This window comes from Dietzia cercidiphylli (assembly GCF_039531545.1).
Taxonomy (GTDB): domain Bacteria; phylum Actinomycetota; class Actinomycetes; order Mycobacteriales; family Mycobacteriaceae; genus Dietzia; species Dietzia natronolimnaea.
In genome coordinates, this window is record NZ_BAAAQG010000015.1 from 72715 (window position 1) to 92999 (window position 20285).

The 20285-nt window shown below is 69.8% G+C and carries 21 protein-coding genes; 9 read left to right on the forward strand and 12 right to left on the reverse strand.

What is annotated here, in order from left to right; genetic code table 11:
• Positions 1–110 precede the first annotated feature (110 nt).
• The 5 genes from egtD to fgd form a co-directional block, all read right to left on the reverse strand.
• Positions 111–1124: an L-histidine N(alpha)-methyltransferase gene (egtD, locus tag ABD250_RS14370; protein WP_182658608.1), complete on the reverse strand. Its 1014-nt coding sequence runs from the start codon at positions 1122–1124 to the stop codon at positions 111–113.
• Positions 1121–2443 carry an ergothioneine biosynthesis protein EgtB gene (egtB, locus tag ABD250_RS14375; protein ID WP_182658607.1) on the reverse strand — a complete coding sequence of 441 codons (1323 nt, stop codon included), beginning with the start codon at positions 2441–2443 and terminating at the stop codon, positions 1121–1123. Before egtB ends, egtD begins: the two co-directional genes overlap by 4 nt.
• Before the next feature lie 95 nt (positions 2444–2538).
• Complete coding sequence (locus ABD250_RS14380; protein ID WP_344392926.1) at positions 2539–3135, reverse strand: methylated-DNA--[protein]-cysteine S-methyltransferase; 597 nt, start codon at positions 3133–3135, stop codon at positions 2539–2541.
• A 3-nt stretch (positions 3136–3138) separates the two neighbouring features.
• Complete coding sequence (locus ABD250_RS14385) at positions 3139–3777, reverse strand: suppressor of fused domain protein (RefSeq protein ID WP_344392928.1); 639 nt, start codon at positions 3775–3777, stop codon at positions 3139–3141.
• Entirely contained in the window at positions 3774–4793 is a 1020-nt protein-coding gene (fgd, locus tag ABD250_RS14390; protein ID WP_182639161.1) for a glucose-6-phosphate dehydrogenase (coenzyme-F420), read from the reverse strand. Before fgd ends, ABD250_RS14385 begins: the two co-directional genes overlap by 4 nt.
• Before the next feature lie 388 nt (positions 4794–5181).
• Here fgd and ABD250_RS14395 point away from each other — a divergent pair, with 388 nt between their 5' ends.
• The 6 genes from ABD250_RS14395 (at position 5182) to ABD250_RS14420 (ending at position 10466) form a co-directional block, all read left to right on the forward strand.
• Entirely contained in the window at positions 5182–5853 is a 672-nt protein-coding gene (locus tag ABD250_RS14395; protein WP_182659051.1) for a SipW-dependent-type signal peptide-containing protein, read from the forward strand.
• A gap of 156 nt (positions 5854–6009) precedes the next feature.
• Positions 6010–6699 carry a SipW-dependent-type signal peptide-containing protein gene (locus ABD250_RS14400; RefSeq protein ID WP_338404217.1) on the forward strand — a complete coding sequence of 230 codons (690 nt, stop codon included), beginning with the start codon at positions 6010–6012 and terminating at the stop codon, positions 6697–6699.
• A gap of 39 nt (positions 6700–6738) precedes the next feature.
• A complete protein-coding gene (locus tag ABD250_RS14405; RefSeq protein WP_182659053.1) occupies positions 6739–7404 on the forward strand; it encodes a SipW-dependent-type signal peptide-containing protein in 666 nt (221 codons plus the stop codon).
• Between the two features lie 5 nt (positions 7405–7409).
• A complete protein-coding gene (locus tag ABD250_RS14410; RefSeq protein ID WP_182659059.1) occupies positions 7410–7952 on the forward strand; it encodes a signal peptidase I in 543 nt (180 codons plus the stop codon).
• Positions 7952–9664: a hypothetical protein gene (locus tag ABD250_RS14415; RefSeq protein WP_182659054.1), complete on the forward strand. Its 1713-nt coding sequence runs from the start codon at positions 7952–7954 to the stop codon at positions 9662–9664. Before ABD250_RS14410 ends, ABD250_RS14415 begins: the two co-directional genes overlap by 1 nt.
• A gap of 172 nt (positions 9665–9836) precedes the next feature.
• Entirely contained in the window at positions 9837–10466 is a 630-nt protein-coding gene (locus ABD250_RS14420) for a hypothetical protein (protein WP_182659055.1), read from the forward strand.
• Positions 10467–10481: 15 nt separating this feature from the next.
• Here the strand turns inward: ABD250_RS14420 and ABD250_RS14425 are convergent, their stop codons facing one another.
• From ABD250_RS14425 to ABD250_RS14435, 3 genes are read right to left on the reverse strand one after another with little or no spacing between them, the layout of a single operon-like run.
• On the reverse strand, positions 10482–11621 hold the full coding sequence (locus ABD250_RS14425; protein WP_194307013.1) for a glycosyltransferase family protein: 1140 nt from the start codon (positions 11619–11621) through the stop codon (positions 10482–10484).
• Positions 11622–11626: 5 nt separating this feature from the next.
• The gene (locus ABD250_RS14430) at positions 11627–12835 is read right to left on the reverse strand and encodes an O-succinylhomoserine sulfhydrylase (RefSeq protein WP_182659056.1); all 1209 of its coding nucleotides are present in this window, start codon (positions 12833–12835) and stop codon (positions 11627–11629) included.
• 49 nt (positions 12836–12884) lie between these two features.
• Positions 12885–13301, reverse strand: coding sequence for a rhodanese-like domain-containing protein (locus ABD250_RS14435; RefSeq protein ID WP_182659057.1), 417 nt, complete (start codon positions 13299–13301; stop codon positions 12885–12887).
• A 79-nt stretch (positions 13302–13380) separates the two neighbouring features.
• Between ABD250_RS14435 and ABD250_RS14440 the strand changes: the two genes are divergently transcribed.
• A complete protein-coding gene (locus tag ABD250_RS14440; RefSeq protein ID WP_344392938.1) occupies positions 13381–14835 on the forward strand; it encodes an FAD-dependent oxidoreductase in 1455 nt (484 codons plus the stop codon).
• Positions 14836–14860: 25 nt separating this feature from the next.
• On the opposite strand, the gene ABD250_RS14445 is transcribed toward ABD250_RS14440, so the two are convergent.
• The 4 genes from ABD250_RS14445 to purT form a co-directional block, all read right to left on the reverse strand.
• The gene (locus ABD250_RS14445; RefSeq protein ID WP_344392940.1) at positions 14861–16246 is read right to left on the reverse strand and encodes an alpha/beta hydrolase; all 1386 of its coding nucleotides are present in this window, start codon (positions 16244–16246) and stop codon (positions 14861–14863) included.
• On the reverse strand, positions 16224–16583 hold the full coding sequence (locus ABD250_RS14450) for a hypothetical protein (protein WP_344392941.1): 360 nt from the start codon (positions 16581–16583) through the stop codon (positions 16224–16226). Before ABD250_RS14450 ends, ABD250_RS14445 begins: the two co-directional genes overlap by 23 nt.
• Before the next feature lie 122 nt (positions 16584–16705).
• Entirely contained in the window at positions 16706–17272 is a 567-nt protein-coding gene (locus ABD250_RS14455) for a DUF1648 domain-containing protein (RefSeq protein WP_182658528.1), read from the reverse strand.
• A gap of 42 nt (positions 17273–17314) precedes the next feature.
• Entirely contained in the window at positions 17315–18589 is a 1275-nt protein-coding gene (purT, locus tag ABD250_RS14460; RefSeq protein ID WP_182658529.1) for a formate-dependent phosphoribosylglycinamide formyltransferase, read from the reverse strand.
• A gap of 109 nt (positions 18590–18698) precedes the next feature.
• Between purT and ABD250_RS14465 the strand changes: the two genes are divergently transcribed.
• Both ABD250_RS14465 and ABD250_RS14470 read left to right on the forward strand, forming a co-directional pair.
• Positions 18699–19796, forward strand: a complete 1098-nt coding sequence (locus tag ABD250_RS14465) for a CoA transferase (RefSeq protein WP_182658530.1) — start codon at positions 18699–18701, stop codon at positions 19794–19796.
• Positions 19797–19798: 2 nt separating this feature from the next.
• On the forward strand, positions 19799–20263 hold the full coding sequence (locus ABD250_RS14470; protein ID WP_344392944.1) for a GntR family transcriptional regulator: 465 nt from the start codon (positions 19799–19801) through the stop codon (positions 20261–20263).
• The last annotated feature ends 22 nt before the right edge of the window (positions 20264–20285 follow it).

The following is a 20285-nucleotide window of genomic DNA, read 5'->3' on the forward strand; positions in this document are numbered from 1 at the left end:
TCAAAGTATAGAACACACGTACGACACCGAACGGGAGTCGACGAGGGACCGCCGGTCCAGGATTCGCGAGAGATGGTCGGTGCCGGCGAGGAACCGCCGGGTCGGAACTCCTAGTCGACGACGACGAGGGCCAGCCCGAAATCGCCCGCCGCATCGGTCCACACCGCCTGACCGCCGAAGCCGTGTCCCGCGAGTTCGTCGACGAGTGCGTGGGGCTCGAACTTCCGGGCGATCTCGGTGCGGATCCCCTCACCGGCGGCCAGCGTGCGCTCCCGCCCGAGGGTCGGGAAGTCGATCCGCACGTCGCGCACCGCGCGCAGCCACATCTCGATCCGGCTCTCCCGGGCGTTCCACACGGCCTCGTGCCGGAAGTCGCGGCAGTCGAGGCCCGTGCACTCGACGGTCCGCGCGATCACGTCGAGCATGTTGAGGTTGAACTCGGCGGTGACCCCGGCGGCGTCGTCGTAGGCCGCGACCAGCCGGTCCGGACTCTTGACCAGGTCGAATCCCACGGCCAGCCGGTCACCCGGGGCCATGATCCCGCGCATCATGCGGAAGAACCCGGCGCGCTGCGACTCGCTGAAGTTGCCGACGGTGCCGCCGAGGAACAGCACCAGCCGTCCGCCCGGCTCACCCGGCAGCGGGCCGTCGAGAGCGGTGATGTCGCCGATGACCGGGTCGATCCGCAGACCCGGATACTCCTGCTCGAGCGCGCGGGCGGTCTCGAAGAGCATCTCGGTGCTGATGTCCAGGGGCACGAATCCCGCATCCGCGCTCCCGGCCGCCAAGACGTCGAGCAGCACCCGGGTCTTCTCGCAGGTCCCGGCCCCGAGCTCGACCACCGTCGAGGCCTCGCCCACGATGTCGCCGGCCCGGGCCCGCAGGATCTCGGCCTCGGCCCGGGTGGGGTAGTACTCCGCCACGCGGGTGATCTGGTCGAACAGCAGGCTGCCCTTCTCGTCGTAGAACCAGCGCGGGGGCAGGGTGGGCGGGTCGGAGAAGAAGCCTTCGAGCAGGTCCGACTCCAGCGCGGCGGTGTCGGGGTCGGTGGACTCCGTCGTCGTCGTCGTCGTGGTGGTCGTCGTCGTGGTCGTCGTCGTGGTCGGGTTCTCGGTGTCGGTCATCGGGCGAGCCTCAGTCCCGTCGCCGCCCACCGGGATGAGGCGGGGAAGAAGTTCCGGTAGGTGGGTCGCGTGTGGCCCGCCGGGGTGAGGGCGCTGCCACCACGTAGGACGTGCTGGTCGGACATGAACTTGCCGTTGTACTCGCCGGCGGCGCCCTCCTCGGTGACGAACCCCGGGTAGGGCAGGTAGGCGCTGGCGGTCCATTCCCAGACGCCGCCGATCGTCCGATCCGTGGCGGGTTGCGGGTGGCAGCGGTCGGGGTCGAGCTCGTCGCGGATCTCCCAGCCGGCGGTGGCGACCTCCCACTCGAACTCGGTGGGCAGGCGGGCCCCGGCCCACCGGGCGTACGCGTCGGCCTCGTAGAAGGACACGTGGCACACGGGTTCGGCGTCCACGACCGGACGGCGACCCGAGAGGGTGAAGGTGGTCCACTCGCCGTCGGCGGCGGGAGCCCCTGCGGTGCCCGCGGACGCGCTCACGCCGACACCGTCCTCGCGCCTCCAGTACCCGGGTGCGTCCCAGCCCTCGTCCTGCACGGCGGCCCACCCGTCGGAGAGCCACAGCTCGGGGCGGGCGTACCCTCCGTCGGCCATGAACTCCTTCCAGTCGGCCACCGTGACCTGGCGGGTCGCCACCTGTCCGTCGGGGATCCACACCCGGTGACGCGGGCGCTCGTTGTCGTAGGAGAAGCCGTCGGCGGGATCCAGCGCGCCGACCTGCGCGACCCCCTCGACGACGACGAGCCAGTCCGTCTCCCCCGGCGCCGCGGCGACCGGGTCCGCGGACCTGTGCACGTAGACGGGGTCGGTCGGATTGTGCGAGAACAGGTGTTTGGCATCCATGAGCATCAGTTCCTGATGCTGCTGCTCGTGGTGGCGGCCCAACTCGAGCAGCTCCAGCCCACGGTCGTCGACCCGGCCCGCCTCGAGCGCGGCCACCACCGCGTCGTCGACGCGTGCCCGGAAGTCGCCGATCTCCGCCACCGACGGGCGGGTGATGAGCCCGCGCTGGGGTCGGGGCTGCCGCGGGCCGACGGCCTCGTAGTAGGAGTTGAACAGGAACCGGAAGACCGGCTCGGGTGAGGAATAGCCCGGCAGCCGACCCAGCACGAACTCCTCGAAGAACCACGTGGTGTGCGCCCGGTGCCAGGCCGCGGGGCTGGCGGCGGTCATCGACTGCGGGACCTGGTCCTCGGCGCTGAGACGGGAGGCCAGCAGGTCGGTGAGCCGGCGGACGTGCAGGTACTTCTCGACCGCGGCCCCGGCGCTGCGCCCCGGAACCGTCTGTGGCCCTTCGGTGGTGACATCTCCGACAGTCATGGGATCTCCCCCGGGTTCGTGGTCGGCGGTCGGACTGCCGCCAGACTAACCACGGGGTGGTTCGGTGCCCACCGCTGTTCGGATGACCCGGCCTGCTAGATCGCACCGCCGGGGAACGGCACCGGGGCCGCGGCCGTGAGGTTGCGCCGCTCGTGCTCGAGGAGCCGGAGGCGGCACTCGGGGCAGTTGCCCATCCCGCCGTCGGCGCGGATCACCCGGTGCACCGGGATGACGAACGGCACCGGCACGAGGGTGCACAACCGCCCCACCCGGCGGGCGTTGCGGGGCCGGCCCGCGTCCACGCTGACCTGCCCGTAGGTCGAGGTCTCCCCGTACGGGATGTGCTGGATCTCGCGGTAGGCCTCGCGGGAGAACGCGTCGTGCACTCCGGCGGCGGCCCAGTCCACCGGAACGGTGAACTCACGCAACCGGCCCGCACAGTAGGCCTCGAGCTGCTCCGCCACCCGGTCGAGGTGCTCAGCGGCCGCGCCGGGCTCGGACCTGTTCACCTCGTCGTCGTCGGACGGTTCCACGGCCAGCCACGACGCGACGTCCCCGTCCACGCCACTCGGGTCCGGCCCCACCTGGTCCAGGCGCGCCAGGCCTCGCGGGGTGGCCTCGACGATCATCCGGCCGGCGGCCGTGTCGAGTACCCGGACGGACCTACCGGCGGTCCCGCGGGGCGACGTCACGCCTCACACCACGCTCGGCCGGTCCGGGTTGGTCACATCGGCGCCGGCGGAGTCGAGGAGCTCGAACAGCGCGTCGGCGCCGTCGCGGGCGACCGCCGACATCTCGGCGGAGGTGATGGGCACGGCCTGGAGCCGGGTGAGCAGTGGCCCGGTGCCGTCCGGGCCGCCGGTCTCGTCGACCACCTGCAGGTCGGGCCACAGGAACGGCGGGGTGAGGACCAGGTGTTCGCAGCGTCGGCCGGAGTCGACGAGCCCCACCGCGCCCGGGATCACCGCGCCCGGCGCCACATGGATGGACCCGGTCGCCACGGCCAGCGCGCACGCGTCCAGGACGTCGGCCATGGCGCGGTGTCCGGTGCGGCCGACGGTGACGAACTCACTGCGGATCTGCCGCCCGTCGGGCGTGGTGACGTTGGTGGGGAGCTCCCGGGCGCCGACGGTGGCGTAGGTGGTGAACCCGGGCGCGGGGACGTTGTCGACGACGACGATGTCGCAGTGCCACTCCGTGGTCTGACCCTCCTCATCGGCTTCCGTCTCGTGCGGGTAGCGCAGGACTCGTACCGAGTCGACCACGTCGAGGAGGCCCTCGAGGCCGGAGAGATCAGCCTTGTCCGGGCCCGGGACGGTGCTCGCGCCGCTCACGCCAGGTCACGCAACCGCGGCTCGAGGTCGGTCTTGAACAGGTCCAGGAACCGCTTCTGGTCGTGGCCCGGCGCGTGGAACACCAGGTGGTTCAAACCGGCGTCGACGTACTGCTTGACCTGCGCCACCGCGTCGTCGGGGTCCGAGGCGACGATCCAGCGCTTCGCGACCTGCTCGATGGGCAGCTCGTCGGCCAGGCGCTCCATCTCCCGCGGCGAGTCCACCGAGTGCTTCTGCTCGGGGGTCAACGACAGCGGCGCCCAGAAGCGGCAGTTCTCCAGTGCCGCGGCCGGGTCGGGGTCGTAGCTGATCTTGATCTCGATCATCCGGTCGATCCGGGAGGAGTCACGGTCGTTGATCCCGGCACCCTCCTCCACCGCCGGCAGGAGCTTGTCGGTGTAGAGCTCCATGCCCTTGCCCGAGGTGCAGATGAAGCCGTCGCCCACCCGGCCGGCGTACTTGGCCACCACGGGTCCACCGGCGGCGATGTAGACCGGCACGCCACCCTCGGGCACGTCGTAGAGGAACGCGTCCTTGGTGGTGTAGAAATCGCCGTCGAAGTTGGTGGTCTCGCCGGTCCACAGCTCGCGCATGAGCCGGACCGACTCGCGCAGGCGGGCGAACCGCTCCTTGAACTCGGGCCACTGCCCCTGGTGGCCCGTGGCGATCTCGTTGAGCGCCTCGCCGGTGCCCACGCCGAGGAAGATGCGGTCCGGGTAGAGGCACGCCATGGTGGCGAAGGCCTGCGCGAGCACCGCCGGGTTGTAGCGGAACGTGGGAGTGAGCACGGAGGTGCCCAGCTGCAGCCGCTCGGTGCGCTCCCCCACGGCCGTCATCCACGCCAGGGAGAACGGGGCGTGGCCGCCGTCGTGGCGCCACGGCTGGAAGTGGTCCGAGACCGTGGCCGAGTCCATACCCGCCTGCTCCGCCAGGACCGCGTACTCGACCAGGTCGCGCGGGCCGAACTGCTCGGCCGAGGCCTTGTAACCGAGCTTCAGGGCGGAGGTGGGGGGCATCGACGACTCCTCGTGGGTTGTGTGAGTGACTTCACCGACGCGGTGGTCGGGGCACTGCAGCCGAGTATGCCAGCGCCGTCGCGCCGGAGGTCCGGACTTGACAGCCGTGGGGTCTCAGCCTAGCGACCTCGCAATATGCTGACAGAAAACTGAGAAAACTTAGGCTTGCTCATTAAAACCGACCCGCGGCGGCGCCGCTGCGAACCGCTCGGTCTACCACACTGCTGAGATAAGAATCCGTCAACGGCATTCCATTGTGAATAAATATGTGCAATCCTCATGCGGGACCTTCGCGGTCCGAAGTCGATCAGCGTTCGAATCCGTACGGGGCCGACACTCCACATCAGTTCTGGGCCCATCCGGTGGCCCCCATGGAAAGGCGCGTCTCTTGAACGCCAACGAACCCCTCACCCCCGACGCCCAGCTCAAGCAGCAGGAGCGCAGCCGCAAGCGCAAGGCGATCCTCGCCGGCGGCGTGGTCCTCGGCCTCGGTGCCGCTGTCACCCTGGCCGCGTGGTCGGATGATGTGTTCGCGAACGGTACGTTCGGCACCGGCACGTTCGAACTCCAGGGCAATGTCTACGGCGCCCCTGAGTCGACGTACGAGAACTACGACACGTCCCCCGGTGACGCACTCACCTTCGTGCTTACGCCGAACAACATGGCGCCCGGCGACACCGTCTACGCCCCGATTTCCATCGCCACGTCGGACCAAACCTCGACCGAGGCTCTCGTCTCCTTGACTGGCGCTACCGCCCCCGCAGATCCGAATGCTGCTCGCCTGTTCAACAATCTCACCTTTGAGATCAATACGATCGCGGAGGGCGGCATCTGCAACCCGGCCGTCTTCGGCGCCGGCACAGAATTACTCGGACCGGGCGCGCTCACACGAGACCTAGCAGACGCATTCACCGTGGCCGCCAATCAGGACACCGAGCAGCACCTCTGCTTTGCGGTAACGCTGCCGGACAACGAAACGACCGGCGCGGTCGACATGCAGGGCTTGTCGACCGGCCCGGTCGTCTGGCAGTTCACCGGCGAGTCCGTCACAACCAACTGATCGGCTTGGAGTCCCGTCACAGTCTTGAACCATGGAGTGTCGAGCCGTCTGTCAGCCACTCCCGGTTCAGGTAGCACGTGACTTTCCAACGCTGCTCTGAGTGGGGCGACTCTTACCGCCCCACTCAGTTCGTTTCACACCTTGGAAGGCCCCTCTGTGACCGATCCCGATTCCACTTCCCGCGCGGCTGACCACCGTCGTCGCCTTAGGGCACTTCTAGCGGGCGGTCTCGTGTGCGGGCTCGGCGCCGCCATGACGCTCGCTGCTTGGTCCGACGACATCTGGGTCAACGGTCAGTTCCGGGCCGGCCAGTTTAACGTCCAGGGAAGCGCGAGCACCACCTCGACTCACACGTGGGGCGAGTACTCGACGCAGGGGAATAGTGCGCCGCTCGCTTTCTCGTCAGTGGTACCCACGATTGTCTCGCCGGGGACCAGCTACTACGCACCGTTCAGCCTGGCAATAGACTCGACCAAGGCCGACTTCAACGGACAGGTCCGAGTCTCTGAGTACCTCGGGACGGGCGATCCGGCGCTTCGCTCCAAGCTCACGTGGAGCGCCACTGTCGTCCCCGGTCCCGGCAACTGCACTGAGGCCGGGTACCTCGCCGGCACCGCGCTCGTGCCCAGTGCTCAGGGCCCGGCCACGGACACGCTTCAGCCGGTCTCCCCTGCTTCCGGCACTGTGACTTTGGACAAGACGCTGAACACCACTGCCACCACTCCCAAGACAGTGTGCTTCAAAGTCACAGTGGCGTCCCAGGGTTCGGGCGACGATCCATCGACCAACCCGTACGGCACCGGGTCCGCGGGTCTCGTCTGGCACTTCACCGCGACTTCCGTATAAGTACTTGTCGCCAATTCGCAGTTCGGAGGGAGGAGCGGGATGAGCACACATCATCGTTGGTGGCGCCAGACCCGTGTCCTCGCCGCAGCGGGCCTCGTGCTGGGCTTAGGCTCGCTGGCTACCGTCGCTACTTTCCAGGACAGCACGTGGGCGAACGGCCAGTTCGCCTCGATTCGCGGCGGGATCGAAGGATCGACGACCTCGACTAACGGGGTTAACGGGACGTGGAGCAACCATTTCACCTCCGGCAGTGCCGCGGTGATGGAGATGAACCCATCCACCGGCCTGGTTCCCGGCGCGACGGTGTACTCCAAGTTCGCCCTGCGGACGAGTTCTGGCGTGACGAATCCGGCCACGGTCACCATGGGGACCGGCATTGTGACTCTGAACGGCAGTTCGACCCCGACAATGGTCGACGCGGTTCGAGTCCGTGCGTACATGTCGCCCAACCACACCTGCAACTCCACCACAGTGACCCAAACCGGGGGAGTCTCCTATCTGCGGGGCACCGCCATGACCTACACCACCGCAGGAGCGGTGATCACCGGGCCCACGATCACTCTCCTGGCAGGGACGGACACCACCGCCGGCCCGGGCCGCACCGTCTGCTTTGAATTCAGCCTCGCCAACAACGCGACCGCCGACGCGGCGAACGGCGCCGACTTCTCGGTCACGTGGCCCTTCACCACGATCATCGGAACGTGACCACGATGACCCACACCACACTCGGCCCTCGACACGCGGCACCGACGACCCCACGCAGCCCCCGCATCGGGAAGTGGATAGGCGAGCGAATTCTCGATCTGCTCGCCCTCGGTGGGGTCATCTGCATCATCGCTGTGGTCGCCGCGTTCGCGTTCAACATCTCGCTCATCATGTTCAAAACCGGCTCGATGAGCCCGACCATCCCGACGGGTTCCCTGGCACTCGTCCGCGAGATCCAGGCCTCGCAGGCGGAGGTCGGGGACGTCCTCACCATCGACCGCCCGGGGCAGCTACCCGTCACACACCGCGTCGTGTCGACTGCCCATGTCGGTGGCGGTGAGTATTCCATCGAGATGAAGGGCGATGCCAATGACAACAAGGACCCCGCCCCTTATCAGGTCACTCAAGCACGAGTGGTGATCTATTCGGTCCCCGAGCTCGGCTACCTCGTCTCCAAGGTGTCTGATCCCCGCGTCATGGCGGGCATGACCATCGCCATGACACTGCTCGTCACCTGGTCATTCTGGCCACGGAAGAGGAAGACCTGATGTCCGTCCACACCCGTTTCCGCGCCGTCGGCCTCGCAACCCTGGCCGCCGTCACCGCCCTGTCCGTGGTGTCGGCAAGCACGGGTGACGGCCTCGTCGCGCAGACTGAAGCCGCCTACACAGACAGCGAATTCGCCAAGGCGGGCGTTGCCGCTAAGTGGCCACTTGCATACACACGCGTGGTTGGCGGTAGCGCCTACTCTTCGACCACCATCAATGGTCAGGGCGACAACGACCCCTACTCGAAATCCTTCGAGTACGAGCAGGGACTGACCGGGAACACCGCGATCGGGCAACCCGGTGACCCCCAGTGGAAATCCTATTGGAGAGGGCCGATGCTTCTGGACGATGGCGCCTCAATGAACAACTACGGCCCCTTGGATCCGGATAAAGCTCTCAACAATCAACAGGGAAACGTAGCGAACAACAGGTGGCAATCGCCTTACCCCGTCAACTTTGTGAGGCCTGGTGGTTTCAGATGCCAGTTTATTAACTCCTCATTTGCGGACTCCGCAACCTCCTTGAACCAATGCGAGACGGCAGCGAATTCGTACGCAGCCGCCAGCCTCAACACGAGGGCGTTTGGTTTCGGAATTCGCATTAACATTGGTTCACCTCAGACAATCAACGCTGTCGACATCAAGACCTCCGCCCGGTGCAGTGTGTCAACTCAGACAAACGGCAAACTCGCAGAGGCTGGTACCCCCTCGGGAAGGATTGATATTGGCGTCGAGAGCATCAATATCGATGACCGTCTTGCATATTCGCAAGATTTCCATACCCTTTGGCAAGGGAACCCCGGGCCGCACTCACTTTCAGACTTCATGAGAGTCCAGTGGGGAGGCACCCAACCCACTTACTTTCGACATATGCCGGTCATTACCTTGCGAGAAAGTCAGGACCCGCCCCACGCATTCTCTGAAGTAGGGTTGTATATTGAGAGTTGGACCGCTAGGAATTTGAACTGGAGCCAGCAGGACTACCTAGCTGCGAAAATGTACTTTGTGCTTTCCCGTTCCGAATGCGGGGTGAAGCGAGTCACGGACAACGCTCTGCCCGCCAAGAGCGCGGTGTTCCCACTCAATGGAATGCCCGGAGGAAACTCTCGCACTGCATACAACGGATCAAGCTATACCCCAGACTATTGGGGCGGCGGGTTCACGGTCACCTCACAGCCAGCAAGTCGGAGGGCCCTCGACGCCGATCCGGAGGCTCCCATCACTACATCGCTCCCTGAGGCAACCACGGTGACGTCCCCGTTGGAGGACCCCACGGCGTCGGAGATCACGACCTCAGCGCCACCAGACCCGTCGGCATCCAACCCCGCCGAGCCTGCCGGAACCAGCATCGTGACGTCCACCAAGCGCGAGTCCACCACGACGACGAACGACACCACCACCGCGCAGACCACCACAACGTCCGCATCCCCAACAACCGCCATGCCCACCGACCCCGGCACCCTCTCGGCGTCCGCGGACACGACGACGGTAGGAACCGTCGAGGTGGACGGCGATGACCTCGACGTCGTCGTCAAGGGCGACAAGGTCCCAACCGGGACCCGCACCGCCCTGACCGCGCTGGACACCTGGATCAACGAGGGCATCCGCCCCAGCGGGGACTGGAGGACTCTCACCTCGAGCGACCCGGACTCGGACGGGTGGCGCTGGGCCACCGTCAACCAGAAAACCGGGACGGTCGTCTACATCCGCTGACACCCGCTGCAACACGCAGGAACTGTCGTGAGATTCGTCACTCGCCGCAGGAAATGTAACGATTCGGCCACCGGCGACCATACTCTGGATGAAGCGGCGATCATGGCGGGCCAGCCCGTGCCGGAGCCCCCTCCTCCGGACCGGTCGCCGAGTAATGGCTTTCGGAGGAGCTATGCGGATTCGACACGCGGCCACCGCGCTGGTCGCCCTCGGTTCCGCTTCCGCCTGTGCACTCGGCACCACCCTGGTCATGCAGGACCGCGAGGACGATGCCCGCGAGTCGGCGCTACGAAGCTCCTCCTGGTCAGTGCAGGCATCCACCGACTTCGGCACCACCTGGACCGCTCCCATCTCCACCTACGGCGGGCACTTCCCCGTCCGCGTGGACACCGCCGCGCTCCGCAACCGTTCCGCGTACCAGCCCCTGACCCTGCGGACGAGCGTCGATTCCCGCTCGGAGGCCCACGTGGTGATCGGCAGGGGCGCGCTGGTGGAGGGCGACCCCACGACCGCCGCCGACGTCCGGATCCGGGCCGTCACCACCAACGGAGGCGCCTGCGCCGCGCCCACGTTCAGCAGCGGCACCCCCAGCATCCTGGCCGGTGACGCGACACTGCCGGAGCCGGTGGACGCCGCCACCGTCGACGAACCACTGGTGTTGCCGGCCGCCACCCGCACGACCCCGGGAGCACCCGTCACCGTGTGCCTCGAGCTGAGCATGGACTCGGCGTCCCCGGCGCCCGACTCGGTGCTGATGCTCGCCTGGCCCATCGAGATCACCCGCGCGGACGCCGGAACCTGACACGCGCGGCCCGGTTCAGGAACCCTCCTGGATCGCCTCACGCCGTCGCGCGGCCATCCGGTACGCCTGCTCGTGCGCGGCCATGACCTTCCCCGGATCCGCGCCCTCGACGCGCGGCGGCGGCGACCGGGGTTCGTCGATGGCCGTGCGCACCGCCCATGTCAACGTGCCGGGGTCGCGGGGGTCGTACACCTCACCCGAGTGCTCGTCCGGGTCGCAGCGGTCGAACCACTGCTCGCGGAGGAAGCCCACTGCCGGGAGCACGGGCGTCACCCCCAGGTCCCGGCACAGCTCCAGCCAGGTGGAATGCGTGGCGAAACGATACGGCAGCACACACACGTCCAGGGCGGCGAACTCGGCGAGCACGGGCCCCAGGTCGCGGGCCTCGTAGCGGATCAGCCGCACGGATTCCCACCCGCCTTCCGCCGCGAGCTCGGCCACCAGGTGGTGCCCGCCGCTCTCCCGGTCCTCACCACACGCGTCACGCCACGCCTGCGCCTCCACGACGATCCGCAGGTGCGCGTTCCGCCGGCCGGTCGCCACCGGCGCCAGCAGGTCGAGGAGCTCGGGCCCCTCGATGTTCTCGCCCATCCGTTCCAGCAGCACACCCACGACGGTGTCCCCGGGTGCCCGGAGGTGCTTGGACGCGCGGATGGCCGACGAGATCTCGGCCTCGTCGAGCAGCCGGGGATGCGGCACCACCATCGCCTCCACGCCCCACCGCACCCACAGCTCCCGCGCCGCGACCTCGGTCAGGGTGAGTACCTGCACAGCCGCGCCGACCAGAGTGCCGGTGTACCCCCGGTGTGGCTCGGAGTCCTCGTGGGAGGGGTAGACGATGTCGTGCACGGTCAGCACCATCGGGACCCCGGCGTGGGACAGGTGCTCGATGACGTCCCGGGCGCTCTCCGGATCCAGGTAGTCGTAGCCGAAATGCACGTGGGCCACGTCCACGTGATCGAGGTCGCGGTCGGGGGCCGGGCCGTCGTCCTTCACGTACGTGCCCGGGTGGGATTCACCGTTGACCACGCCCGGGCGCATCGGGACCATCTCGAGGCGGCCCGACGACGCCAACCCCGTGATCCGGCGGACGGCCGGGTGCGCGGCGGGCAGCACCGCCACCCTCGTCCGGGACGCGCCGCCATGTGACCGCATAAAACTTAGTTTAGACCCCTACGCAAGTCCTCGATGAGGTCTCCGGCGAATTCCAACCCCACCGAGAGGCGGATTACGTTGTCGGTAATGCCCACCGCGGCGCGCGCCTCCGGCTCCATGGACGCATGGGTGGTGGTCGCGGGATGGGTCACCAGGGACTTGGCGTCACCGAGGTTGTTGGAGATGTCGATGACCCTCAGCGCGTTGAGGAGTGAGAAGCAACGCTGCTTGCCCCGGTCCACCTCGTCGTCGTCGAACTTCAGGCCGAACGTCACGACCGATCCGCCGCCCGACATCTGCTCGGTGGCCAGGTCGTACTGCGGGTGCGAGGGCAGCATCGAGTACCGCACCCAGTCCACCGCGTCGTGCGACTCGAGGAACTGCGCCACCTCCAGCGCGTTGGCGGACATGCGCTCGACCCGCAGGCTCATGGTCTCCAGGCCCTTGAGCAGCACCCAGGCGTTGAACGCGCTCATGCCGAACCCGGCATGACGCATCAGGTTCTGCACGGGTCCGGAGATGTACTCCTCCGGCCCCAGCACGGCCCCGCCCAGAACGCGGCCCTGGCCGTCGATGTGCTTGGTGGTGGAGTAGACCACGATGTCCGCGCCCAGCTCGAGCGGCTTCTGGTGCAGGACGGTGGCGAAGACGTTGTCCACCACCACCTGCGCGCCGGCCGCGTGCGCCAGCTCGCAGACCGCGCGCACGTCCACCAGCTCCTGCATGGGGTTGGAGGGGGTCTCGAAGAACACGGCGTCGGTCGGCTCGCTGAGCGCCTCGCGCCACTGGTCCAGGTCGGAGCCGTCCACGAACACCGTCTCCACGCCCCAGCGCGGCAGGATCTCGTTGCAGATCACGAAGCACGAGCCGAACAGCGCTCGGGAGGCCACCAGCCGGGAGCCGTTGCCCAGCAGCGCGGCCAGCGAGACGAACACCGCCGACATGCCGGAGCTGGTGGCGAAGCACGCCTCGGCGCCCTCGATCTGCCGCAGGCGCTCCTGGAACATCGCCACGGTCGGGTTGCCGTAGCGGGAGTACACGAACCGCTGGAGGTCCCCGTTGAACGACGCCTCGGCCGCCTCCGCCGAGGAGTAGACGTAGCCGGAGTTGAGGAACATCGGCTCGGCGGTCTCCTCGAAACCGGTGCGCATCTGCCCGGCCCGCACCCCCAGGGTGTCGGGGTGGAGTCCGTCGGGGAGCTCGTTGTTTCTCATCCGCTGCTTTCTGAGTGTCGTCGGTGGTGCGGTGGCGGGCCGGGCCGGGTCAGGACTGTCGCCAGGGCAGTCCCGCGACCTTCCACCCGTTGACCGAACCGCGGTGGCCCGCCGCGTCCGGGTCGCCCTCGAATCCCTCGGCCACGTTGTAGGCGGGGCCCAGACCGGCGGCGGTGGCGGCGCTCGCGGCGGCGGCCGACCTGTGCCCGCTGCGGCACAGGAACAGGACCGGCGTGTCCGCGTCCACGCCCGCCTGGCCGAGTTGCTCCAGGAAGCGGTGGTTGGGCTCGCCCGCCGAGGTCATCCACTCGATTCCCACCGCGCGCCTGCCCAACTGGGACAGGTCGGCGCCGCCGACCCACTGCCACTCGGCGCTCGTGCGCACGTCCACCAGGACGGCAGAGGGGTCGGAGGCGAGAAGATCCCATGCCTGCTGCGGCCCGAGGTCCCCGGCGTAATCGCTCATGGGCCCTGATTATGCTCCCCCCGCCACGAGTCCGCCCGGTCGAGGTCCGCCGGGCGCGCCCCCGTGCCATGATCGGGCCATGTCCCCCACCCCCTCCGCCGCCCCCGTCCGAGTGGCCGTCGTCGGTTCCGGACCGGCGGGCGTCTACGCCTGCGAGGCCCTCCTGGCGTGGGCTGACCAGCACGGCAGGGACATCGTCGTGGACTGCATCGACAAGCTGCCCGTGCCCTACGGCCTACTGCGCCACGGGGTCGCCCCGGACCACCCTCGCATCAAGGGCATCGCCCGCACCCTGGAGTCGATCGTCACCGACCCGCGGATCCGCTTCCTCGGCAACGTCGAGTTCGGACGCGACCTCACCCTGGACGACGTCCCCCGGCTCTACCACGCCGTCATCCTGGCCACCGGCGCCCTCGCCGACCGCGAACTGGGCATCCCCGGCGAACACCTCGAGGGCTCCTTCGGGGCCGCGCAGTTCGTCACCTGGTACGACGGCCACCCGGACGCCGACCGCAACTGGGCCCTGACCGCCGAACGCGCCGCCGTGGTGGGCGTGGGCAACGTCGCGCTCGACATCGCGCGGATGCTGGTGCGCACGCCCGAGCAGCTCGAGGCCACCGACATCCCCGAGCACGTCCGCGAGGGCTTCGGCACCAGCGCCACCCGCGTCGTCACCGTGACCGGCCGCCGCGGCCCGGCCTACGCCAAGTTCACCCCCCTGGAGCTGCGGGAGATGGACAAGGTGGAGGGTGTCACCATCGTGGTGGACCCGGCCGACCTGGAGTACGACGACGAGGCGCGCGACCACCTGGAACACGATCGCCGGGCCGGGCAGGTCTGCGATCAGCTGGCCAAGTGGGCATCCGCGCAGGCGGAGGCGGGTCACGAGTCCGCCGACGCGGCCGAGGAGGCCGCGCTCGCCGCCGGCGGGCGCGTGGTGCGTTTCCGCTTCCACCGCAGTCCCGTCGAGATCCTCGGCCCCGACGGGTTCGTGACCGGCCTCCGGCTGGAGCGCACCGAGCCGGACGGGACCCGGGTGCGCCCCACCGGCGAGTTCGAGGAGCTCGCCGTCGACGCCGTCTACCGCGCTGTCGGATACCGCTCCGACGCGCTGGAGGGCGTGCCCTTCGACGACCGGACCGCCACCATCCCCAACGACGGCGGCCGGGTGCTCACCGAACCCGGCGGGGAGCCCGTGCAGGGGCTGTTCGTCGCCGGGTGGGTCAAGCGCGGGCCCACCGGCGTGATCGGCACCAACCGCCACTGCGCGGTGGACACGGTGCACGCCCTCACCGACGACATCGAGGCCGGCACCCTCTTCGACCCCGCCGACACCGACCCGCAGGCCGTCCGCGACCTGCTCGCCGAGCGGGGCGTGTCCGTGATCGACGGGACCGGGTGGGCGGCGATCGACTCCCGCGAGCGTGCCCTGGGCCAGGAGGCGGGCCGCGAGCGCACCAAGCTCGGGGGGCGGGAGGAGATGCTCGTTGCGGCCCGCGTGCGCGCGGACTCCCCCGACACCGACACCCCCTAGAGGCGGGCCTCTGGCGATCCGGCGGTCACTCGCGGCCCGCCACGAGCCTGCCGATCTCCGCCAGCGACACGGTCCCGCGGTCGAAGTAGGCCGAGTGCGCGCCCCGGGTCGATGCGGGTCCGGATCCCGGCTCGGTCACGTCCACCCTGAGCCCCCCGAACTCCTCCGTCCCCGGCCGCGCACCCAACACCCCGGTGGACGACCACCACGGCACCGGATCCCACCGCGAGGCCACGCCCACCACCTCCTGCTCCCCGGCCGGTCGCGCGGTCCCGCCCTCGTCGACCCACTGGTCCGCCACCGAGTCGACGGTCGCGCCGGGACTGCCCACGTGGATCATCCGGTCCGCGGCCAGTCCGCGCGGGTCCGCCGCAGCGGAACCCAGGACCGCCGAGCCGTAGCTGTAACCCACCGCGGTGTGCGGGGAGTCCACGCCGTCCATGCTCTCGACCGCGTCCAGGCCCGCCGCGAAGGTCCGCAGGTCCTGGGCATGCGCACGCGCGGGCGCCGCCGAGAACCCGGCCGCGGCGAGGTCCCCCGGGGCGTCGTAGCCCTGCCACGACACGGAGACGCACGACCCGGTGGCCGGGTCCGCACCCGCGTCGCACACCGCCCCCGCGCGCTCGGAGGTGCGATCGATCGACTCGACCGACGAGCCCGTGCCGGGGATCAGCGTGACCACGCTGTCAGCGCCGTCGGGATCCCCGCTCGCCACCACGGCGCGACCGTCCGGGTGCAGTGCCAGCAGGTGCCGATCGGGGTCCTCGGCGAGGTGCTCGCCCAGTGCGACGAGCCCGGGGGTCGTCCCCCACTCCGCGAGCCTGCGCAGTCGCGTCCGGTTGATCGCGTCCCGCGTGGCGGAGGACAACCCGGCCACCGACCCCAGCTCCGGGTGGTCGCGGGCGAGTCGTTCCCTCTCCGCCGGACCGAGGGAGTGCCACAGCCCGGCCACGGCGCGGGGATCGTCGTCGGTCGTTCCGGACAGGTCGAGGCAGGCCACGGTCGCGGCGTCCGAGTAACCGGCGAGGGAGTCGGCCGCGTCGCGCAGTCGTACCGCCAGGGCCAGATCGGCATCCCGAACCTCCGTGACGTCGCCCCCGCCCGGGCGCTCGCGCTCGTCGTCCGCCCAGTTGATCAGGGCCCTCGACAGTCTCGAGCCCTCCACCCGCAGCACGTCCGCCAGGTAGAGGCAGGCTCCGGAGACCATCCTGGCCTCGGCGGCGGCGTCCCCCACGCGCCCGCGGGCCCGCGCCCCCGCGTGGCCGGACCAGCCGCCGGCCCCTCCGAGCCTGCGGCCCACCGAGTCCAGGTCCGCTGCCGTGTCGGCGATCTCCCGCCCCACCGCCGCGGCCCGGGATTCGGCGTGGTCGAGGGCCACGACCAGCGCCTCAGCCCCCTGCGCCGGCGACACCCCGGGCCACCTCCTCGTCGACCCCGACCAGCAGCTCGGCCGCGCTCTCCATGCGACCGGCGATCTGTTCTGTCTCCTGGACCCCGTCCCGAGCCCTGCGCACCAGCAACGCCGCGCACTCCGCCAGGGCCGCCCCGCTGAGCACCCCACCGGGCGGCCCGGCCCCCGTCCCGCCCGCCGCGGCAGCCGCCTGCTCGAGCGCCGCGGCCAGCGATCCCGCCTGGTCGGCCGCACGCACCCCGGCCTCACGAACCCGGGCCGCCTCGGCCACCACCGCGACCCGCTCGAACGCCACCAGCGCCGCGGCCACAGGTCCCGACCCGCTCGATCCCGCCATCAGTCCCGCCCCCTCCGGGCCCGACAGTCCGGGCCGCTCGGGGATCCACGCTAGGGGCGCGGCCGCGCCGGATCCGGCCCGCGAGAGGGGTCGGTGGATAGATCGGACGACCATCCACAGGCTCAGTCCAGGTCGGGTTGCTCGGCGTACCGGTTGCCGGCGTACATGCGCACCATCACCGCGACGAGCCCGACGCCGAACACCGCCATCCCGCCGAACAGGAACTCCTCCGGTATACGCTGTCCCGGCGCATCGACGGCGATCACGATCCCCACCTGCATCGCCACCAGGAGCGCGAGTGTGACCACCACGATCAGCCACAGGTCCTCACGAACCAGCCGCTCGAACCTGCGCAGCCTCGGCGCTGTGGCCGTCCACCACTCCTTGTTGGGGCCGTTGATGAACTCGGGCGCCCGGAGAACGAGCAGGGACGTGAGCGGGATCAACACAAACACCGTGAGCGGCAGCAGCGAGGAGAACGCCAGAGCGCCGGCCTTGCTGGACCAGCCGTCCGGCTCACCGCCCGAGCCGAAGTGAATAGGGACGCGCTCCGGCAGGACCACCACCTGCCAGGCCAGCACCGCCAGCCAGACCACAACGGTGGCCACGACCAGAATCAGGATCCAGGGGCTCGTCGGTTCCTTCGGGAGCCCGCGGGCCTCGTCGGCAACCGAATTCGTCGTCGTCATCTACCGGAGGCCTCCCGACCCTGCGGGGGTGCGGCGCACGTCCTACCTCACCACCGTCACACGCGAGGCGGCCTCGCGGGCCCGCTCGCGCGCGGTCTCCACGTCCTCGGCGGTGGCCACGGCCACGCCCATGCGGCGGAACTCGCTGGCCGAGGGCTTACCGAACAGTCGCAGATCCGACTCCGGCACCGCGAGCGCGCGGGCCACACCCTCGAACCCGACCCCCTCGGCCGTCCCGCCTGCGGAGCCGTCCTGGCCGGCGCCGCCGATACCGGACCCGCCGTAGATCACCGCCGACGCGCCCGGGCTGGACATGGTGGTGACCACCGGCAGGCCCAGGACGGCCCGCGCGTGCATGTCGAACTCACTGAGCACCTGACTGCGCAGCGTCACCAGGCCGGTGTCGTGCGGCCGCGGGCTGACCTCGGAGAAGTAGACGTCCACGCCCTGCACGAACAGCTCCACCCCGAACACCCCGACCCCGCCGAGCGCGCCCGTCACCCGCGCTGCCACCGAGCGCGCCGAGTCGTAGGCGTCCTGCGTCATGGCCTGCGGCTGCCACGATTCGACGTAGTCGCCGCGCTCCTGCCGGTGACCGATCGGCTCGCAGAAGTCGGTCCGGATCGCGCCGGTGGCCGGGTCCACGCTGCGGACGGTGAGCAGGGTGATCTCGTACTCGAAGTCCACGAACGACTCCACGATCACGCGCGCCCCCGTCACCCGCGCACCGGACTGGGCGTAGGTCCACGCCGCCTCCACGTCCTCGGGGCCGTGGAGGGAGGACTGTCCCTTTCCCGACGACGACATCGTGGGCTTGACCAGGCACGGGAACCCGATCTGAGCGCACGCCTCCTGCAGCTCCTCCAGCGAGGAGGCGAACGCGTAGCGGCTCGTGGGCAGACCCAGCTCCTCGGCCGCCAGGCGGCGGATGCCCTCGCGGTCCATGGTCAGCTGCACTGCGCGGGCGGTGGGCACGACACGGGCCAGCCCGTCCTGCTCGATCTGCGCCAGCGCGGCGGTGGCGATGGCCTCGATCTCCGGCAGGATCACCTGCGGCTTCTCGAGTTCCACCACCCGGCGCACCTCGCCCGAGTCGGTCATGTCGATCGTGTGGCTGCGGTGGGCGACCTGGTGGGCGGGGGCGCCCGCGTAGCGGTCCACCGCGATCACCTCGACCCCCAGGCGCTGCAGCGCGATCGTCACCTCCTTGCCCAGCTCGCCGGAGCCCAGCAGCATCACTCGGGTCGCGTCCGGGGTGCCCGGCGTGCCGAAGCGGTCGACGACTGGCGGGGCGAGGGGATCGTGCGCTGCGGTCATGGCGCCCACGCTAGTAGACCTCCGTCGCCGGCCTCTATCGCGTGCTCCCCCGCTCCCGCGGACCGGCAGAAGATAACGTGTGTGCAACGCCACACGAAAGGGCACACCTGTGACCACTGCCTCCTCCGGCCCCCTGGCCGGCATCCGCGTCGTCGAACTCAACGGAATCGGCCCCGGCCCCCACGCGTGCATGATGCTCGCCGACCTGGGCGCCGACGTCGTGACCGTCATGCGCCCCGGTGAGCTCGCCAGGTCCGCCGACGGCTGGGCGCACATCACCCGGCGGGGCCGGACCGTGGTGGAGGCCGACCTCAAGAGCGAGGACGGGCTGGCGCAGGTCCGGGGCCTGATCGCCAAGTCCGACGTGCTGGTCGAGGGCTTCCGCCCCGGGGTCACCGAGCGCATGGGCCTCGGCCCCGACGAGTGCCTCGAGTCCAATCCGCGGTTGGTCTACGCCCGGATGACCGGTTGGGGCCAGCACGGCCCGCTCGCGCACACCGCCGGCCACGACCTCAACTACATCTCGCTCACCGGGCACCTCAACGCCACCGCCCGCAAGGGCGAGCGCCCGGTTCCGCCGCTCAACCTGGTCGGCGACTTCGGAGGCGGGTCGATGTTCCTCATCCAGGGCATCCTCGCCGCGATCATCGAGCGCGCCACCTCAGGCAAGGGTCAGGTCATCGACACCGCCATGACCGACGGCGCCTCCGTGCTGGGCCAGTTCCAGTGGGCCATGCGCGCCCGCGACCAGTGGTCGGACGTCGCCGGGACCAACATGCTCGACACCGGGTTCCCGTTCTACGACGTGTACACCTGCTCGGACGGCAAGTTCATGGCCGTGGGCTGCCTCGAGCCGCAGTTCTACGCGGAGTTCGCGCGACTGATGGGCATCGACGGCGAGGACATGCCCGGGCAGTTCGACATGGACCGCTGGGACGAGCTGCGCGAGATCATCGCCGGGAAGTTCGCCGGGAAGCCCCGCGACGAGTGGGCCGAGCTGTTCTACGGCACCGACGCCTGCACGACCCCGGTGCTGACCTACACCGAGGCGCTGTCCCATCCCCACATGACGGCGAGGGAGACCTTCGTCGAGGTCGCCGGGGACATGGGGCCGGCGCCCGCGCCGCGCTTCTCGCGCACCCCGGCGCCTGCCGTCCCGGCCGCGCCGCCGCATGAGGTGACTCCGGTCGAGCAGGTCTGGGCCTGACCATGAGCGGGTCGGGGCCGGGAGCCACTCCTCACTCGCCGGGCAGTGGCTCCCGCACGCCGGGTTCAGGCTCCCGCACGCCGGGTTCGGGCTCCCGGGTGGCCGGGATGACCCTGGCCGTGGACCCCGCCTCGGCGGAGCCGCCGTTCCGCCAACTCAAGGGGCAGATAGTCGAGGGCGTCCGGCGTGGGGTGCTCACCGCAGGGACTCGGCTGCCCGCCGTGCGCACGCTCGCGGAGGAGGTCGGCGTCTCCAGCGCCACCGCCGCCAAGGTCTACCGCGAACTCGAGGAGTCGGGGGTACTGGAGGGCCGCGGCCGCTCGGGGACGTTCGTCTCGGCGGCCGATCTGCCCGGCGCGGTACTGGCCCGGGCCGCGGAGGAGTTCGCCGAACGTGCAGCGGGCTCGGGATTCGACGCCGAGGAGGCCGTGGCAGCTCTCCGCAACGCGTTCCGCCAATTGCCCTAGAGATCGCGACCCCGCCTGTCGC

Excerpts from the sequence above, each read along its gene's own strand:
- ABD250_RS14415 (WP_182659054.1), top strand. The coding sequence starts at position 7,952 with ATGTCCGTCCACACCCGTTTCCGCGCCGTCGGCCTCGCAACCCTGGCC.
- ABD250_RS14455 (WP_182658528.1), bottom strand. The coding sequence starts at position 17,272 with ATGACGACGACGAATTCGGTTGCCGACGAGGCCCGCGGGCTCCCGAAG.
- ABD250_RS14405 (WP_182659053.1), top strand. The coding sequence starts at position 6,739 with ATGAGCACACATCATCGTTGGTGGCGCCAGACCCGTGTCCTCGCCGCA.
- ABD250_RS14420 (WP_182659055.1), top strand. The coding sequence starts at position 9,837 with ATGCGGATTCGACACGCGGCCACCGCGCTGGTCGCCCTCGGTTCCGCT.
- ABD250_RS14425 (WP_194307013.1), bottom strand. The coding sequence starts at position 11,621 with ATGCGGTCACATGGCGGCGCGTCCCGGACGAGGGTGGCGGTGCTGCCC.
- ABD250_RS14470 (WP_344392944.1), top strand. The coding sequence starts at position 19,799 with ATGAGCGGGTCGGGGCCGGGAGCCACTCCTCACTCGCCGGGCAGTGGC.
- purT (WP_182658529.1), bottom strand. The coding sequence starts at position 18,589 with ATGACCGCAGCGCACGATCCCCTCGCCCCGCCAGTCGTCGACCGCTTC.
- egtD (WP_182658608.1), bottom strand. The coding sequence starts at position 1,124 with ATGACCGACACCGAGAACCCGACCACGACGACGACCACGACGACGACC.
- ABD250_RS14430 (WP_182659056.1), bottom strand. The coding sequence starts at position 12,835 with ATGAGAAACAACGAGCTCCCCGACGGACTCCACCCCGACACCCTGGGG.
- egtB (WP_182658607.1), bottom strand. The coding sequence starts at position 2,443 with ATGACTGTCGGAGATGTCACCACCGAAGGGCCACAGACGGTTCCGGGG.
- ABD250_RS14440 (WP_344392938.1), top strand. The coding sequence starts at position 13,381 with ATGTCCCCCACCCCCTCCGCCGCCCCCGTCCGAGTGGCCGTCGTCGGT.
- ABD250_RS14435 (WP_182659057.1), bottom strand. The coding sequence starts at position 13,301 with ATGAGCGATTACGCCGGGGACCTCGGGCCGCAGCAGGCATGGGATCTT.
- ABD250_RS14410 (WP_182659059.1), top strand. The coding sequence starts at position 7,410 with ATGACCCACACCACACTCGGCCCTCGACACGCGGCACCGACGACCCCA.
- fgd (WP_182639161.1), bottom strand. The coding sequence starts at position 4,793 with ATGCCCCCCACCTCCGCCCTGAAGCTCGGTTACAAGGCCTCGGCCGAG.
- ABD250_RS14450 (WP_344392941.1), bottom strand. The coding sequence starts at position 16,583 with ATGGCGGGATCGAGCGGGTCGGGACCTGTGGCCGCGGCGCTGGTGGCG.